Genomic DNA, 17,894 nt, shown 5'->3' with positions numbered 1-17,894 from the left:
AGCTTGTAATATCCAAAGTGGAGCATGTACATTAGCTGCTAGTGATTTTAGGTTTACATTACCAATTCCTATTGTAGAGATTAATGCTAATCCTGGTATTGGAGAGCAACAAAATCCAGGTTATTAAAAAGGATACTTAGTTTTCAATTAATAAAGTAAAGCGGAATTTCTGAAATAAGGTTTTCCGCTTTTATCGTTATATGGTCTAGGTTTATTACCGTTTGTCGTGAATTTTTAACATAATAGCCTGTTAATTTTTTAGGCTATAAAAATCTACTAAATATTTTTTTGGTAACTTAGGGTCAACTAATTAATTGCCTATAGATTAAAAACTACCTTTCGTTTAACTAAAAAAACCCCTGTATTAAAGATGGCGAGAGCAATGTTTGAGTATACTAAGACCATACTCAGTAAGGTAAGTTTCGACGCGACACTTTTTTGTAAAGAAGTTCAAAAAGCTGTTAAACGTTTACTACCTCATGAATTAGAAGAATTAAAAATATTTATTAAAAGATTGATACATCAAAATCCAGAATTAAATCAATGTTTGGTGTATTTAAAAGCATAAAAAAAGCGACTTAATAGTCGCTTTTTTTATTTTGGTAAAGGGCTAATAATTTCGACATTCTGAAATGCAATAGCACCTCGTATAATTCCAGATATTTCATTATACATTGCATTAATGATTTGCATTTTCAATTCACTTTTATGATAAATAATACTTACCTCGCGAGCAGGCGATGGTTCTTTAAAATGTCTAAGATTATGGCTTAGCTTTTCTCTAAAGTCTAGTGTATGGAGATATGGCAATAGAGTCATTCCTAAACCTTCATTAGATAATTTAATCAAGGTTTCTATACTTCCACTTTCTAATTGAAAATGATCATCTTCAGCTTGTTTTAAACTTTTACACAAATTAATAACACCATCTCTGAAGCAATGACCATCTTCTAATAATAACATATCTTCAATATCTAGATCATTTACCTCAATTGTTTTTTTGTCTTTTAGTCTATGGTTTTCTGGAACATAAGCCATAAAAGGCTCGTAATAAAGTACACGTTCTTTTATATTATCATTTTCTAATGGTGTAGCTGCAATCGCCGCATCTAGGTGTCCATCACTTATTCGAGATAAAACTTCTTCAGTGGTCAATTCTTCAATTTTGAGTTTCACTTTTGGGTATTTCTTTATAAAGTTTTTAAGAAACATTGGAAGTAATGTTGGCATTACGGTTGGTATAATTCCTAACCTAAATTCACCACCAATAAACCCTTTTTGTTGGTCTACAATATCTTGAATACGATCGGCTTCATCGACTATATTGCGAGCTTGATACACAATTTTGCGCCCAACTTCAGTTAACTCAATGGGCTTTTTAGCTCTATCAAAAATGATGACATCAAGATCATCCTCCAACTTTTGAATCTGTGTACTTAATGTTGGCTGTGTTACAAAACATTTCTCTGCGGCTTTAGTAAAGTTCTTATGTTCTGCAATTGCTAAAACATATTTAAGCTGAGTGATAGTCATAAGTATTTATTTAGTCTATCAAAATTAATAAAACTATATGTTTTATCTATACTATACGACAGAAAAAAAGACCTCAAAATTATTGAAGTCTTTAATTGATTGATTGATGAATAAAGTTTTTTTAGAATCTAATGTTTAAGCTAATATTTGAATCTTTAACTATAAACTTGGCATCTGAGAACTGTGGTGGTCCAAAGTTCATGACATTATTAGATGCACCATAGGCTTCGATAGGCATCCCATTTTCTCTGAAATCCATTCTTCCATTTTCATTAGCATCATGGTTTCCAAGAATAGCATATTCTCCAGCAGTAACATCTTCAAAGGTAATTACAACTTTATTACCTTCAATTTTTGACGTCTTTGCCATAATAGGTGCTGCTTTCATAAATGTACTTTCTTTATGTAATGCTAAGGCAACTACACCTTCGTTGTTTGGTACATTGTCAATGGTTACTGTTATGGTCACTCCTTCTTGTGCAAAAGACATAAAGGATACGATTACTAAGCAAACTGATACGATTAAATTTTTCATGATGATTGTATTTTGTTATTGATGGTACAAATATCCAATCCTATCATTATTAATTCTAATAAGACTTACTGAATTGTAGATAAAACGAGTTGAAATGTAATCTTTTGGTTTAGAGATGTATTTAAATAACGAACCCTCCAGGAATTTTTTTATAATAATCCACGAGCTTTAATCTCTAGATATTTATTAATAGTGTTTATTGTCAATTTTTCTGGAGGTGTTAAAATGCTCTGTATACCATGTTTTTGAAGTTCTTTAACCATTAGACGCTTTTCAAAAGCAAATTTATCTGCAATAGTTTTGTGATAAATAGATTGTAAGTCTTCAGCATTTTCTCGTATGATTTCTTCCAGCTCCGTATTTTCAAAAAGAATTACTACAAGCATGTGCTTTTTAGAGATTGCCTGCAGATAAGCCATTTGTCGTTTTAGTGCACTTAAATGTTCAAAGTTTGTGTAAAGTAGTATAAGACTTCTATGGGTCACTTTTCGTTTTAGTTGCGCATACAACAAGCCATAATCACTATCTGTAAACTGCGTGTCTATATTGTAAAGTGATTCTAATATCCGGTTGAGATACGTGAGTTTATTCACGGCAGGCAAAAATGATTCAATCTGTTTTGAGAACGAAAGCATACCTACTTTATCCTGCTTTTTTAGCGCAACATTGCTAAAAGCTAATGTAGAATTTATAGCATAGTCCAGTAATTTTAAACCATTAAATGGCATTTTCATTACACGTCCTGTGTCGACAACAGAATAAATGGGTTGCGACTTTTCATCTTGATACTGATTTACCATTAAGTGAGCATGCTTTGCTGTGGCTTTCCAATTAACAGTTCTAAAATCATCACCTCTAACGTATTCTTTTATTTGCTCAAATTCTGATGTATGACCAATACGTCTAATTTTCTTTAAACCAATTTCTGTAAGTCTGTTACTAATTGCTAAAAAGTCGTACTTCTGCATCTGAATGATAGATGGATATACCATTACCATTTGCTCATTCTGAAATTGATATTTACGTTTTACAATCTTTAATATTGAAGATACGTAGATATTTAAATGCCCAAAATAATATTCGCCACGTTCAATGGGTCTGACATAATATTCAAAATCATGGATTTGTTTTGGTTGTAAATCTATTTTATACGAAAAATCTCTTTTCTGAAACTGTACAGGCAATTCATCAATAACATCAATAATTGATTTTATTTTATAGTTGTTAATGAGGGTTATTGAAACCGGATTGTTATCACTATTAGAAAACTTATCAGGAAGTATTCTTCTTGCACTAATGCCATGTTTAGGTTGATAAAGTGTAAGAATATCTATAAATAATAAAACTGCTAGAGCAGTAGTAAAAATCCATGCTATACTATAAAATACTTGAAACCAAAAGCTAAGCACAAAGCAAAGTGCACCTATAGCAATATAAGTGTAGAATTGTCCGTGTATGTATAACGACCTAAAGAATTTCAAAACTAAATCTTATTATCTCGGTACTTCTACAGATTGTACAATCATCTCAATAACATTCTCGGTAGTCATGCCTTCCATTTCACGCTCTGGCGTAAGTATTATTCTATGATTTAATACCGGATTAAGTGACTTTTTAATGTCTTCTGGAATTACAAAATCACGGCCATTAATTGCTGCAAATGCCTTTGCGGTATTTAATATGGCAATAGATGCTCTTGGAGAACCACCTAAATACAGATGAGGATGATTACGAGTTTTAGTCACAATTTCCGCTATGTATTGTATAATCTTAGGCTCAACTATTACCTCTTGAGTTTTGGATTTATAATCTGCGAGTGATGTCATATCTAATACAGATTCAATCGATGCTTGAGGTGCTTCGCCTTTGCGTTCGTGATGAGATGCTATAATTTTTACTTCATCTTCTAATGACGGATAATCTACCTTTATCTTAAAAATGAAACGATCTAATTGAGCTTCGGGTAGCGCATAAGTTCCTTCTTGCTCAATTGGGTTCTGTGTTGCCAATACCATAAAAGGCGGATCAAATTTATAAGTAGTTCCGTCTATTGTAGCTTGACGTTCCTCCATTGTTTCAAAAAGCGCAGCCTGTGTTTTTGCTGGAGCACGATTAATTTCATCAATAAGAACAACATTCGAAAAAATAGGTCCTTTTTTGAATTCGAATTCTGAAGATTTCATGTTTAAAACCGATGTTCCTAAAACATCACTTGGCATTAAATCTGGGGTAAACTGAATACGACTAAAATCGGTTTTCAAGGCTTTTGCAAAGAGTTTGGCAGTGACTGTTTTGGCAATACCCGGAACGCCTTCTATTAATACGTGCCCATCGGCTAAAAGTGCAACAATAAGCAACTCAACAAAATTATCTTGCCCAACAATTACTTTTCTTAACTCTTGTTTTATAGCATCTACAGCATTTTTTAAATCCTCAAGTGGTATCCTGTTGTTAAAATCTAGATTGCTATTTTCTTGTTCTTCATTTATGTCTTGGTGTTCCATTGATTATTGGATTTAAATGTTTCTATTAAAGTATTTAATCGTTCTAATTGAATATTATTTATTGCGTTGAGCTTATTAATCTGCCCAATATAATTGAAAAGACTCGTTGTATCTTCTAATGTATTATTGCTTCTTGCAGCAAGGTTTTTCAAAAAGTCTGAATTTATTTCAGATGTACTCAGATACAATTGGCGCCTTATAAAATCCAGGAAATGCTGAATTTTATGTTGTGCAATCTCTTTATGTTTACTGCTTTCGTAATACATGTTAGCAATTGTCCTTGTAAAATCTACAGTTTGATTTTTTAATGGTTTTACAATTGGAATAGCACGTTGTTTGCGTTTTCCTTCAAAAATGATGTAGAATACAACACCAATTAGAATCAGGTAATATGCCCATTTTAATTCTTTAGTGTTTAAAAACAAATACATTGGTGATGTATAAAACTTTTTACCTGATTTATAATGCTTATCGATATAAATTGGTTGGGATGTATCTAGGTACGATAATAAGCCCGCCGTATAATCTTGATTTGGTGATTGTAGAATAAAATAGTTTGTAAATGCTTGTGGAAAAGTACTCAGAATGATTTCTCCATTACCAAAAGGTTGTTTAATAACGTTTATTAATGACGTGTTAGATGAGTCTTGCTCAGCTTCGAGCTTATCAATTAATCCAATAACTTTTGTTTGGAGTGTATCTATTGCTGAGAAATGAAATAGGGTAGACGCTTTATCAAATTTATATAAGGTTTTTTCTAGTCTGCTATTAACTAATTTTAGCTGGAATCTATTCTCGAAATTATTAAAAATATTTACAGACTCGGTTTCTAGGTTTAAGGTGTCGAGTAGACGCTGTTCAAAGTCTATTGCAGATACAACAAGCGTATTTCCTGCATAAGCCCAATCCAAAAGACTTTCTAGCTCTGCTTCGCCAAAGGTTATACCACCATTGTAAAACATATAAGTTCCGTTTATAGTGTTCTTTTTCAGATACTCGTATGGAGGTCTTTCGATAGGCATAACAGAGTCTGAAATACGTTTTAATTGCTGATCAAAAACGTAACTACCAAAAGGAATCTTGTGATGGGTTGCATACGATGGAAACCAATTAATCTCTTTAGGCTTATTCATCTCTATAACTACTAGAGCGAGAATAGTCATTACCAATAGTCCGATATATATTTTGCCTTTTTTACTCAATTTTTAATCGATTTATGTAATGATTCAAACGGAAGTTTAAGGCTTTCAAATCTCACTTCATTAACAGCAAATTCGCCATACCAAACGTAATCGTAGATTTTGGTAATATTTTCGAAATCAAACCTTAAGTCTGTAGATTTAAGTTCTTTTATATAATCTTCATTTGTTTTTTGCGGTTGCCACTCAATGCTTTTAGCTTCGGTTAAGTACTTGAGCGACAATAGATAGTAGTATCTAATAGCCAGTCTAAAGTTCTTTTGCCTAACAGCTTCTTTTATTAAAGCATTGACATCTTCATTTTTTATAATCTGTTCTTCTTCGGAGTAAATAACTTCACCTTTACCTTGAGTATTGCCCATAATGGCATTAGAATTAACCTTAAGGAAGAACCTAACTAGTAGATATATTAACACTGCTAATAGTATATAAGGTAGTATTCTAAATACAAAATATATAAATCCTGAGGCTGTGCCTACGCCAAAAATTGCTTCCCAAAATTGCGTCAAAATATTTCTTAACCAGCGTACAAACCGGTCTAAGAAGTTCTCTTCTTTTTTTGCTTCGGTATAATCAAAATCTTCGTCAGACTTATAAGTTTCTATGTCCTCTTCAGAGATCGTTTGTTTTTCGATAACAGAATCGTCATAATAGTCTGGTCGCTTTTCTTCTTGCGCAAAAGCAAAAAAGCCAAATCCTAGAAATAAGCAGACTAGTATTACGTTACGCATTTACTCTTCTATTTTTCCAATGTTACTAATGCGTTCGTAAGTCCCAGTGAAGTTTCGTTTTTCGTTGAGGTGAAAATAGACAAATGCGCTTGCTACAATGGTTATGAGATTAAGTAATATTGAAAAAAGCGTAGATATTACATTCATTAAAATATAAATAGGGTCCGTAAATATATCCATCCCAGCTGGGTCAATCTCTCCAGAAAATATACCCATTTTTGCATAGGTATATATTGCTGTTGGTATAGAAAAAACAAGACTAAGTACATACATTATAATAAAGAGCACAATCATGCTTCCTAGAGCTAACCAAAAGTCTTCATTAATAAGATAAAAGCTATAACTAAAAGAATCGGTTGCCCCGCGTCTACTTTCAAAAACATAAATACAGTACACTATAAACATCGGGACCATAACATAAAACACAGGAAGTATGCATAGTACAGCGGCAAAAAAGAGTGATAAGTATTTTAAAAATCCAAGTCCTAAGTAGCCCCAAAATGTTTTTGACACATTTCTTCTTACATCCTGAACTTCAACAATACCTTTATTTTCTATATACGATTTTATATAATGGAGCGACGATGAACTAACAAATATCAACGCAAAAACCATACTCAGAATATAAATCAATGCCGTAAGTATAATTATAATTGGGTTGGAAGAGTCTAGCTCAGTACCGCCATAAGTGTCAATATTAAAAACGTCTCCAACCACATACGTATAGAAAGCCATGGATATGACAAAGAGAATCAATGCAGGCGCAGAAATTGTAAAAATGGTTTTTAAAAAAGGCTTAAATTCTGTTCTTAAAAATGCAAACGTATCAGAAAGTAATAACCCAAAGTCACGTTGTTTTCTAAATTCGATATAAGGTCTGGTCATCAGTGTTAATCTATAAGTTGTAATAAAATTTCGTTTCTATTAGCGTCTTGTTCTGCTAATTTTTTATGTAGTCGTATAGGGTAAATTATATAGTAGAATAGTATCGATGCAAGCGAACCACCTATAATTAATATGGCTAGCCAATCAGGCATTTCGGTATGTCTTGTTACAAAGCCTTCAAGAAAACCAGCTATTATAAAAAAAGGAATTGTGCTTATTAAGATCTTTAATCCATTTTTTACACCACGCTTAAAAGCCTCAAGACGTGTATAAGTGCCAGTAAATAATAATCCGTTGCCCAATACTAAACCAGCACAGCCAGCAATTATAATAACGGAGATTTCAATAGTACCATGAATCCATATCGTTCTGGCAGATTCCCAAAGTAAGCCTTGTTGAAAAAAGAAATACTGAAAGCTTCCAAGCATAATACCGTTGCGCATCATTATATAGAGGCTACCAACCCCAAATAGTATACCATAACCAAAAGCAAACAGCGCAACTTTTATATTGTTAATCGTAATACCTAAAAACATATTGAACTCGCCTTGTTCTTTATAGACGGCCATTGGGTCACCATTTTCAATGTTCTCTAAAGTCATGTTTACATAACCGTCACTCAAACCAAATGTCCTTACAAAGTCATCATCATTGGCCGTGGAATATGCACCTACAAAAACAAAAAACGAAAAGGTTAAGAATGCGATTAGTAATTCTCTGTGATGTTGTCTAAACATCAATGGAAATTCAGTTTTAAAAAAAGAAATTAGTCTATTCTTAGGTTCTTTTTTGGTTTTGTAAATAAACTGATGCGCTTTTGAAGCTAACTGATTAAGATAGCGCTCTGTATTACTGTTTTTGTAAAATGTTTTGGCGTAGCTGAGGTGGTCAGTAATCTCAATATATATATCCGAAAGTAAATCTGGATCTAGATTAGTTTTATTTGAAAGAATGGTTTCAAATTCTAACCATTTATCTTTATTTTGCTTCACGAAAGCAGCCTCGCGCATGTAGTCAATCTTTAGACTACCAAAGAAAAGAAAATATGAATGAATTTCAAATAGAAACGGCCCAAAATGTAGGCATTAATCAAAACGCCGCTCACATTGGTGATCGTATGTTGGCTTATCTTATAGATAGTGTAATAATCTTAATTTATACGATAGCTACATTTTTGTTGCTTGGTGCATTAGATTTGGATTTTGGCGATATGTGGGCAGTATATTTATTGATATCGTTACCAGCTTTTTTGTATTATGTTTTGCTTGAAACGTTTTGGAATGGAAAAACTGTAGGCAAATTAGCTATGCGAACTCGTGTTGTAAAAGTCGATGGCTCTAAACCAAGCTTCGCTAATTATTTTGTGCGATGGATATTACGTATAGTAGATGTAGTATTAACGTTTGGAGGTTTAGCTACATTGACTATTTTAATTCGAGGTAATGGTCAACGTATTGGAGATATCGCTGCTGGTACTACAGTTATAAGTGAAAAAGAAGAAATTACGATTCATGATACCATTCTTCAAGAAGTTCCATTAGATTATGTGCCTACATATAGTCAAGTAACCGTACTAAGCGATTCGGATATTCAAACAGTAAAAAATCTTTACGATGAAGCTATTTTTAAGGGCAACCACAATATCATTTTGAATATTAGTACACGTCTACAAAAAGTAATGCAAGTTGAGCCTAAAGAAAATCCTGTAGATTTTGTTGCGAAAGTTATTAAAGACTATAACTATTACACTCAAAACATGTAAGCAGTGAACCAGATTTTTGAAAAAAATATGTGTGAATCGCTTACACTGAGCTTGTCGAAGTGTCTTTCAGTGAACCAGATTTTTGAAAAAAATATGTGTGAATCGCTTACACTGAGCTTGTCGAAGTGTCTTTTTAATTAATTAATCATGTTCATTCAAGTTTTAGATATTTTAGGAACCATTGCTTTTGCTATATCTGGTGTATTAGTGGCAATGAACAAAAAAATGGATCCTTTTGGAGTGTTTATAATTGCTTTTGTTACTGCAGTTGGCGGCGGAACATTACGTGATATTTTAATCGGAGCTACACCTGTATTTTGGATGACCGATATGACCTTTATCTTGGTAATTTCTTTGGCTACAGTTTTTGCAGTTTTATTTAGAAATTATATTAAACATCTCCGACGCTCATTATTCTTATTTGATACAATAGGAATTGGATTGTATACTGTAATAGGTATAGAAAAAGGACTTGCCGTAGATTTACACCCAATAATATGTGTGACTTTAGGTACTATGTCTGCTTGTTTTGGGGGTGTTATCAGAGATATTTTGTGTAATGAAATACCTGTGATTTTCCGTAAAGAAGTCTATGCTACAGCCTGTATATTAGGTGGCTGTGTTTACTTTTTGTTATTGCCAATAATAGAAGACTCAAATATTATATTCCTTGTTTCAGGAATAGTTGTGATTGCAGCAAGACTATTAGCAGTGATATTTAAAGTAACACTGCCAAGTCTTTATGCAAATAAGAATACTGAATAAATCAGTGAATATTATTCTGTTACAACAGGAAAGCCACGATCTCTCATCAAAGCTTCAATTTTAGCATCTCTACCTCTAAACAATCGGTATGCATCAGCTGGATCCATAGCATTTCGAGGAGCAAATAAATATTTAACTAGCTTATCAGCTAATTCTTTATCATAAAAGCCATCAGGTGCTTCTTTAAACGCCTCAGAAGCATCACTTGTTAATACATCTGCCCACATGTAACCATAATACGCAGTTGCATAACCTTCACCAGAGAATACATGACCAAAGTGTGGTGTTCTATGTCTCATAGGTAATTCTTTAGGCATACCTAGTTCTGTTAGAGTTTCACGCTCAAAGGTATCAATGTCTATATCTGTTGGGTCTGCTAAATGCAGTTTCATGTCCATTAGAGCTGATGCTAAATATTCTGTGGTACCAAATCCTTGGTTAAAGGTCGATGCCTTTTTTATTTTGTCTACCAAAGCAGCTGGTATAGGTTCTCCTGTTTCATGATGAACTAAAAACTGATTAATAACCTTATCAGTCGATAACCAACGTTCAAGTAATTGCGATTGAAATTCTGTATAATCTCTTACACCACCATTTAGTGTAGGATACTTAACATTGGCAGAGAAAAAGTGCAATGCATGTCCAAATTCATGGAATAGTGTAGTAGCATCATCCCATGAGATTAATGTGGTTTCTCCAGGCGCAGGTTTTACAAAGTTGTTGTTGTTAGATGCAAGCACATTTGTCTCACCTTCAAAACTTGTATAGCTTCTATAAGTTGTAGCCCAAGCACCAGATCGCTTTCCTTCTCTTGCATAGGTGTCTAAATACCATAAACCAACATGTTTACCAGAATCATTATCTGTTACTTCCCAAACTTTTACGTCTTCGTTAAATACTGGTACTGTACCTTCAACTACAGGAGTGAATTTAAAATTGAATAACTCATTAGCAGTAAAAAACATAGCTTCACGTAATTTATCTAACTGAAGGTATTGTTTTACTTCATCACTATCAAGGTCGTATTTCTTTTTGCGAACTTTTTCTGCATAGTATCTATAATCCCATGGTTCAATCGTTATGTCATCTCCAAGTTCGTCAGCAACAGCTTGCATATCTGCAACTTCTTCTTTCACTCTTGCTGTAGCTGCTGGCCATACTTTAGTCATTAAATCCATTGCATTTTCAGGAGTTTTTGCCATACGATCTTGTAAACGCCACTGAGCATAATTATCATAACCGAGTAAACCCACACGTTCTTTACGTAGCTTTAAAATATCTGCGATGATTTGGTTATTGTCATAGTCATCGCCATTGTCACCTCGAGAATAATAATTTTCCCAAACTGTTTTTCTTAACCCACGTTCTGTTGAGTAGGTTAAGAATGGATCCATTGATGATCTCGTATTCACAATGGCATACTTTCCGTCTTCACCTTTATCAGTAGCAATTTTTGCAGCAGAATTTATAAATGCATCAGACAAACCACCTAGCTGGTCTTTGGTTAAGTAGGTTACATAATTTTCTTCATCGTGTAAAACGTTATTACTAAATTTAGTGTAGAGTGTTGAGAGTTCTTTATTTATGTCGGCATAGCGCTTTTTCTTCTCAGCATCAAGATTAGCACCATTCATTTCAAAGCTCTTATATGTAAGTTCAACGACACGTTGTGCTTCTGCCTCTAAAGGTGTTTGTTGAGATGCTTCATAAACAGCCTTTATACGTTGAAACAACTTTTCGTTCTGGGTAATTTTAGAATTGAACTCTGAAAGCTTAGGCGCTAGCTCTGCTTGTACTGCTCTAAACTCAGGACTAGACACATTACTAGACATAATTCCGTAATACGTAAATACACGATTTAAGGTTTTACCAGCACTTTCCATTGCCTTAATAGTATTGTCAAATGTTGGTGCATCTGTACTATTTGCGATGGCATCGATTTCTGTCAAGTTTAATTCCATGCCTTTTTCAACAGCATCTTTTACGTCTTCAACTTTCATTTTATCAAAAGCTGGAACACCTTCATATGGACCAGTCCATTCTTTAAGTAATAGATTGTCTGTCATTAGTTCGTCATTAGTTTTAGTGTCTTCTTTACAACTAGTTACTAATATTAAGCTACAGATTGTTATAGCTCTTATTGATTTAGAAATCATAATATAGGAGAATTTATTAGTTTGCAAGTGCAAATTATGAAAATAGAATTTGAAGACTATTAAATTTATTCTAATATCTCAACAGTTTTGATATAAACACTTTCAATAGGCCATTCGCCGTCATCAGTTTCAACAGCATTAATCTTATCGACCACATCCATACCTCTAATGACCTCTCCAAATACCGTATAATCACCATCTAAGAATGGAGCACCGCCTTTACGATTAACAATAAAAAACTGATATGGAGAAGCCAACTTATAGGGATTTTCAATCTCGCTGCTTGGCATAGATATCGCACCACGTTTGTGTGTATATCCTTTTTTGGTATCTGGCGGTAATAAATAGCGACCAATCTTTCGTCGTCGTTTTGCAATGTTCATCCCATCGCTACTTCCACCTTGTATTACAAAGTTTGGTACTACACGGTAAAACTGAGTGTAATTAAAATACTCTTGTTTTGCTAAGAAAATGAAATTGGCACGATGAAACTTTGTTTTATCGTAAAGTAGAATATCTATATCTCCAAAATCGGTAACAATGCGTACTTTGTTTTCCTTATGTTTTTTATCGTATTCCAAAAAGAATTGCATCGCATTATCATCAGTTAATCTTGGATACTCGCGCTCTGGTTTTTTCTTTTTTTCAGGAGCTTTTTTTTCAGGAGTAGTATTAGTAACGACCTTGGTATTTTGTTTCGAAGTTTGTTTATCTTCACAATTAAATAAAATAAGGACGCAAAGGAGAATTATAAATCTCATATATGAACTTTAGTACATTTTTAGATTCAGTTGTAAATATAAAACATCTTCCATTACTTGGTGAAGAAGCGCACGCAAAACTATCGCCACCATTTAGATTACAACTTGCAGAAAAGTATAAAGAAAAACGAAAAACAGCATCAAAGGCTGGCGTTATGGCTTTGTTTTACCCAAGTACTAAAAACGAAACTATGTTAGTGCTTATTTTAAGAAAATCATATAAAGGTGTCCACTCTGCTCAAGTGGGATTCCCTGGTGGTAAGGTTGAGGAAAGCGATGCTGATTTTAAAGAAACGGCACTCCGTGAAACTGAGGAAGAAATTGGTATACCAATTACTCAAGTAGAAGTTTTAAAAGAATTATCACCACTTTATATTCCACCAAGCAATTTTATGGTGTACCCTTTTTTTGGCGTTTCAAAAACAGAATTGAATTTTGTAAAGCAAGAAGAAGAAGTAGAATCGATTATTGAGGTAAGCTTAAACGATTTACTAAACGATATAAATATCATCACCAAAAAAGTTAGCACGAGCTATAATGTTAAGGTTGAGGTACCTGCATTTAAATTAAATGGTCATGTGGTTTGGGGAGCAACTGCTATGATGCTTAGCGAAATTAAAGTATTATTAAAAGATGTTCTCTAAGCACTAGATTTTATTACATTTGCTGTCTTACAATGTGATAATTTACTATGGGTTTATTTAAAACCAATCCTTTTGGGCACATTCTTTTTGTAAAAAAATGGTTGATTAGAATCTTAGGATTGTTAACACACAGACGGTTTAGAGGTTTTAACGAATTACAAATCGAAGGTTCTGAAATCATTAAAAACTTACCAGATACCAACGTATTGTTTATATCTAATCACCAAACTTATTTTGCTGATGTTATAGCCATGTTTCATGTATTTAATGCTAGCCTAAGCGGTCGATTAGATAACATTAAAAATGTGGGCTATTTATGGAATCCTAAGCTTAATATGTATTACGTTGCCGCCAAAGAAACCATGAAATCGGGTATAATTCCTAAGATTTTTGCTTACACTGGTTCAATTAGTATAGAGCGTACATGGCGCTCAAAGGGTCAAGATGTTAATCGTCAGGTTAAGATGAGTGATATTAGTGCTATAAAAAAAGCCCTTGATGACGGTTGGGTTGTGACGTTTCCTCAAGGTACAACAACGCCTTTTAAGCCTATTCGTAAAGGAACAGCGCATATCATTAAACAATACAAACCGTTAGTTGTACCTATAGTAATTGATGGTTTTAGACGTTCTTTTGATAAGAAAGGGCTGCGTGTAAAAAAGAAAAATATTTATCAATCTTTCGAAGTTAAAAAACCGCTAGAAATAGATTACGAGAATGAATCTATTGCAGAAATTGTTGAAAAGATTGAGTATGCTATTGAGCAACATCCTTCATTCTTAAAAGTAATACCTCAAGAAGTGTTAGAAGAACGTGAAAGACTTAATAAACTTCGCGATTGGTAATTTTATAAGAATTACACTTCTAACTTTTTCAGTTCTTTATAGTTTCTATTTAAGCGTTTTAATAAAATTCCGTATAGTAAATAATATATACCGTATATAAAGGAAATGATAACGCCTGTTACTAGTGCAATAACAAGTCCTAGTTTGGCGTACTCAGCAAAATGAGCTGTAGCGTTAAACTGTTCGGCACCTCCAGCAGAATTAACGAAACCTATATAAAGGCCAACGCAAGAAAATATACCAGCCATAACTAAATTAAACAATACATAATACTTTACCGTACGTCTTGTTTTTAATATGGTTTTAATCAGCGTTTTTACATTATCAGTGGCTGTGATGTTTATATAATTTTTGTAGAATAGATAAATAAAGTATCCAATAACAGGAAAGGTTAAAATAGATAAGATTTCTATCCATTGAGGAAACTGAATTTGACCTTCAATTTTTGGATTTATAAGCAGTAAAAGTAAGCCTATTCCAAACTCTATTAAACTTATGTAAAATATCCATTTTACAATGCTCGAAGATTTCGCATGAGACATTTTATAAATCTCGTTGTACGACAACTCTGGGTATTCCACAGTATTACGTTGCCAATCTTTTTTTAATAATTCTAATTCATCCATATCATTACGGATTTAGTATTGCCTTTAATTTCTTTTTAACACGATTCATTTTTACACGTGCATTTACTTCAGATATACCAAGCGTTTCACTTATTTCTCTATAGTCTTTATCTTCAAGATATAAGAACACAAGTGCCTTTTCTATATCATTGAGTTGGTGTACAGCTTTGTACATTAATTTGAGTTGCTCTTCTTCAGTGCTATCGTATTCATCAGCTTTAATCTTAAACTGATACGCGTCAAAATCATCTGTTTGAATTCTACGTTTAGATTTTCTGTATAAAGTAATGGCAGTATTTAACCCAACACGATACATCCATGTACTAAACTTGCTATCACCCCTAAACTTTGGATATGCTCGCCATAACTGAATTGTTATTTCTTGAAACAAATCGTTATGTGCATCTTGATTATTGGTGTAAAGTCTACAAACTTTATGCACAATATTTTGATGTTTTTGAAGCCGCTCTACAAAGCTATGTTCAAGTTCTTTACTCAATAGGTTATTTTGATTGGAATAGTTTATCAGTTAGTAGTCAAATATAGTGTTATGTTACATGTTTTTTGATTAAATATTGCAATTAATATAATAACGCCACACAGCATTGAGATTATACGCAATTCATCATTTAAAAATTACAGTTCGGTAATTTAAAATTTCTGTCATAAGTGATAATATGGAAGTTTGCTTCATCAATCAAAACGAACAGTTAAATATTACATATGAAAACGCTTAAACTCATCATCTTTCTTCTTTGTGCAGTTGCATCTAACGCTCAATCTACAGTGTCTGGTAAAGTAATGGATGTTAAAGGGAACCCAATAATTGGAGCCAATGTATATCTTGATGGCACTTATGATGGCGCTACATCAAATGATGAAGGTAAATTTGAATTTACAACAGAAGAAAAAGGTACACAAGCACTTGTTGTTTCATTTCTATCGTACGAAACAAAAACCATAGTTCTAGATGTTTCATTATTAAATAAATTAGAAGTAAAACTTCGAGAAGATGTAAATGCTTTAGATACCGTTGTACTTTCTGCAGGTACATTTGAAGCTAATGATAATAGTAAGGTATCGGTTTTAAAACCTTTGGATGTGGTTACGACTGCGAGTGCATTAGGAGATTTTGTCGCAGCATTGCAAACTTTACCTGGTACATCTAATAATGTTGAAGATGGGCGATTATTTGTTCGTGGTGGTGATGCCGATGAAACCCAAATATTTATTGATGGCATTAGAGTCTTTACACCTTATACGCCAACTACCAATAATTTACCAGCTAGAGGTCGATATTCACCTTTTTTATTTGACGGAATTACATTCTCAACAGGTGGTTACTCTGCGGAATATGGACAAGCATTATCTAGTGTATTGCTTTTAAATACTATTGACGAACCAGATCAAGAAAAGACAGATATAAGTATAATGACAGTTGGTGGTGCAATAGGTAATACTCAAAAATGGGAGAAATCTTCACTAAGTGTAAATACTTCTTATATTAATCTAGACCCATATTTTAAAGTGTTTGAAAATAGAAACGAATGGCGAAGACCATTACAAGCTGCTCAAGGTGAAGCGGTTTATAGACGAAAATTTAATAATGGTACATTAAAGTTTTATGCCGCTTTTGATATCACTGATTTTGAGTTAACGCAAGAAGATATTAATGACCCCAATGGTTTAGATTTTAAGCTTAACAACAAAAACGTCTATACCAATGCATCTTACAAAGGTGTCTTAGAAAATAACTGGAGTTTGACTACTGGCTTGAGCTATACACATGCTAGAAATAAGGTTGGTATAGACATTAATGCTATTGATGATGCAGAAAATTCATTTCATTTTAAACTGAAACTCAAAAAGCGTTTTAATAGCAGGTTTAAACTTAATTTTGGTGTAGAGCAGTTTTTAACTGATTTCAATGAAGATTTCTCAAACCCATTTTTTAGTGATACTTACGGATTTAATAATAATATTTCTTCTGGATTTGCCGAAGGTGATTTTGTGTTCTCAAAAGATTTAGCATTAAAAGTTGGTTTAAGAGCAGACTATAGTTCTATTTTTGATAGTTTTAATGTAGCACCAAGAGCAGCATTAGCTTATAAGGTATCTGAAAATGGTCAGGTGTCTTTAGCCTATGGTAATTTTTATCAAAACCCAAATTCAGCGGCTTTAAAGTTTACTCAAAACTTAGTACCGCAGCAAACATCACATTATATTCTTAACTATCAATACGTTAATAAAGGCCGTATTTTCAGGGCTGAGCTCTACAGAAAAGATTATGATAATCTAGTGAAGTTTGATACGGACTTCGAAACCAGCACTAGTAATTTTACTTCAGATGGTGATGGCTATGCTCAAGGTTTAGATGTTTTTTGGAGAGATAATACAAGTATCAAGAATTTGGATTATTGGGTAAGCTACTCTTTACTTGACACACAACGTAATTACCGCAATTTTCCAACATCTGCTCAACCAAATTTTGCAAGCAAGCATAACTTTTCTATAGTAGGTAAGTATTGGATAGATGACCTTAAGAGTCAGGTTGGGTTAGATTATGTGCATGCTTCTGGTCGTCCATATACAGATGCAAATACTAATCAATTTTTAGGAGCTAAAGCAAAGAGCTTTAATAGCATTAGCTTTAACTGGGCCTATTTGTTAACGCCGCAAAAGATTTTATATCTATCAGTAAATAATGTGTTTGGATTTAATAATATTACTGGATATCAATATGCCAATACACCAAATGCGAATGGTTTATTCGATAGGCGTGCTTTAAGACCAGCTACAGATCAATTCTTTTTTGTTGGCTTCTTTTGGACAATCAGTGAGAAAGGAACAGACAATCAGTTAGATAATTTATAATGCTTGGATTTGAATTTTGTTTTGTATGACATTTGTCATGCTTTTTCTAAGGTGTACTCATTAATTTTATAGTA

18 protein-coding genes are annotated in these 17,894 nt (G+C 33.1%); 6 read left to right on the top strand and 12 right to left on the bottom strand.

Annotated elements, in window-relative coordinates:
- The first annotated feature begins 370 nt into the window (after positions 1–370).
- Positions 371–568: a hypothetical protein gene (locus ED556_RS14135; protein ID WP_296325295.1), complete on the top strand. Its 198-nt coding sequence runs from the start codon at positions 371–373 to the stop codon at positions 566–568.
- A 26-nt stretch (positions 569–594) separates the two neighbouring features.
- On the opposite strand, the gene ED556_RS14130 is transcribed toward ED556_RS14135, so the two are convergent.
- The 8 genes from ED556_RS14130 to ED556_RS14095 form a co-directional block, all read right to left on the bottom strand.
- Positions 595–1,533: a LysR substrate-binding domain-containing protein gene (locus ED556_RS14130; RefSeq protein WP_296325291.1), complete on the bottom strand. Its 939-nt coding sequence runs from the start codon at positions 1,531–1,533 to the stop codon at positions 595–597.
- 121 nt (positions 1,534–1,654) lie between these two features.
- Positions 1,655–2,068, bottom strand: coding sequence for a DUF2141 domain-containing protein (locus ED556_RS14125; protein ID WP_296325288.1), 414 nt, complete (start codon positions 2,066–2,068; stop codon positions 1,655–1,657).
- Positions 2,069–2,217: 149 nt separating this feature from the next.
- Entirely contained in the window at positions 2,218–3,549 is a 1,332-nt protein-coding gene (locus ED556_RS14120) for a DUF58 domain-containing protein (RefSeq protein ID WP_296325286.1), read from the bottom strand.
- A 12-nt stretch (positions 3,550–3,561) separates the two neighbouring features.
- Positions 3,562–4,572 (bottom strand): MoxR family ATPase, encoded by a 1,011-nt coding sequence (locus ED556_RS14115; protein ID WP_296325285.1) that lies wholly within the window; start codon positions 4,570–4,572, stop codon positions 3,562–3,564.
- Positions 4,554–5,774: a DUF4350 domain-containing protein gene (locus tag ED556_RS14110; protein ID WP_296325283.1), complete on the bottom strand. Its 1,221-nt coding sequence runs from the start codon at positions 5,772–5,774 to the stop codon at positions 4,554–4,556. The genes ED556_RS14115 and ED556_RS14110 overlap by 19 nt, the downstream gene beginning before the upstream one ends.
- Complete coding sequence (locus ED556_RS14105) at positions 5,771–6,502, bottom strand: DUF4129 domain-containing protein (protein ID WP_296325280.1); 732 nt, start codon at positions 6,500–6,502, stop codon at positions 5,771–5,773. The genes ED556_RS14110 and ED556_RS14105 overlap by 4 nt, the downstream gene beginning before the upstream one ends.
- On the bottom strand, positions 6,503–7,387 hold the full coding sequence (locus tag ED556_RS14100; RefSeq protein WP_296325278.1) for a hypothetical protein: 885 nt from the start codon (positions 7,385–7,387) through the stop codon (positions 6,503–6,505).
- A gap of 5 nt (positions 7,388–7,392) precedes the next feature.
- The gene (locus tag ED556_RS14095; protein ID WP_296325275.1) at positions 7,393–8,397 is read right to left on the bottom strand and encodes a stage II sporulation protein M; all 1,005 of its coding nucleotides are present in this window, start codon (positions 8,395–8,397) and stop codon (positions 7,393–7,395) included.
- Positions 8,398–8,432: 35 nt separating this feature from the next.
- Here ED556_RS14095 and ED556_RS14090 point away from each other — a divergent pair, with 35 nt between their 5' ends.
- On the top strand, positions 8,433–9,149 hold the full coding sequence (locus tag ED556_RS14090) for an RDD family protein (protein ID WP_296325272.1): 717 nt from the start codon (positions 8,433–8,435) through the stop codon (positions 9,147–9,149).
- A 147-nt stretch (positions 9,150–9,296) separates the two neighbouring features.
- Positions 9,297–9,914: a trimeric intracellular cation channel family protein gene (locus tag ED556_RS14085; RefSeq protein WP_296325270.1), complete on the top strand. Its 618-nt coding sequence runs from the start codon at positions 9,297–9,299 to the stop codon at positions 9,912–9,914.
- An 11-nt stretch (positions 9,915–9,925) separates the two neighbouring features.
- Here ED556_RS14085 and ED556_RS14080 read toward each other — a convergent pair whose 3' ends face one another.
- Both ED556_RS14080 and ED556_RS14075 read right to left on the bottom strand, forming a co-directional pair.
- Entirely contained in the window at positions 9,926–12,070 is a 2,145-nt protein-coding gene (locus tag ED556_RS14080) for a M3 family metallopeptidase (RefSeq protein ID WP_296325268.1), read from the bottom strand.
- 65 nt (positions 12,071–12,135) lie between these two features.
- Positions 12,136–12,831: a peptidylprolyl isomerase gene (locus tag ED556_RS14075; protein ID WP_296325267.1), complete on the bottom strand. Its 696-nt coding sequence runs from the start codon at positions 12,829–12,831 to the stop codon at positions 12,136–12,138.
- A 2-nt stretch (positions 12,832–12,833) separates the two neighbouring features.
- Here ED556_RS14075 and ED556_RS14070 point away from each other — a divergent pair, with 2 nt between their 5' ends.
- Positions 12,834–13,475, top strand: a complete 642-nt coding sequence (locus ED556_RS14070; RefSeq protein WP_296325265.1) for a CoA pyrophosphatase — start codon at positions 12,834–12,836, stop codon at positions 13,473–13,475.
- A gap of 47 nt (positions 13,476–13,522) precedes the next feature.
- On the top strand, positions 13,523–14,320 hold the full coding sequence (locus ED556_RS14065) for a lysophospholipid acyltransferase family protein (protein WP_296325263.1): 798 nt from the start codon (positions 13,523–13,525) through the stop codon (positions 14,318–14,320).
- A gap of 11 nt (positions 14,321–14,331) precedes the next feature.
- On the opposite strand, the gene ED556_RS14060 is transcribed toward ED556_RS14065, so the two are convergent.
- Positions 14,332–14,946 carry a hypothetical protein gene (locus ED556_RS14060; protein WP_296325261.1) on the bottom strand — a complete coding sequence of 205 codons (615 nt, stop codon included), beginning with the start codon at positions 14,944–14,946 and terminating at the stop codon, positions 14,332–14,334.
- A gap of 4 nt (positions 14,947–14,950) precedes the next feature.
- Complete coding sequence (locus ED556_RS14055; RefSeq protein WP_296325259.1) at positions 14,951–15,445, bottom strand: RNA polymerase sigma factor; 495 nt, start codon at positions 15,443–15,445, stop codon at positions 14,951–14,953.
- A gap of 224 nt (positions 15,446–15,669) precedes the next feature.
- On the opposite strand from ED556_RS14055, the gene ED556_RS14050 reads away from it, so the two are divergent.
- Positions 15,670–17,820, top strand: a complete 2,151-nt coding sequence (locus ED556_RS14050) for a TonB-dependent receptor (RefSeq protein WP_296325257.1) — start codon at positions 15,670–15,672, stop codon at positions 17,818–17,820.
- Positions 17,821–17,894: the final 74 nt, after the last annotated feature.

The organism is Winogradskyella sp. (genome assembly GCF_003712105.1).
GTDB lineage: Bacteria > Bacteroidota > Bacteroidia > Flavobacteriales > Flavobacteriaceae > Winogradskyella.
Note: the sequence above shows the minus strand (reverse complement) of the source record. Positions and strands in the feature narration are given on the sequence as shown.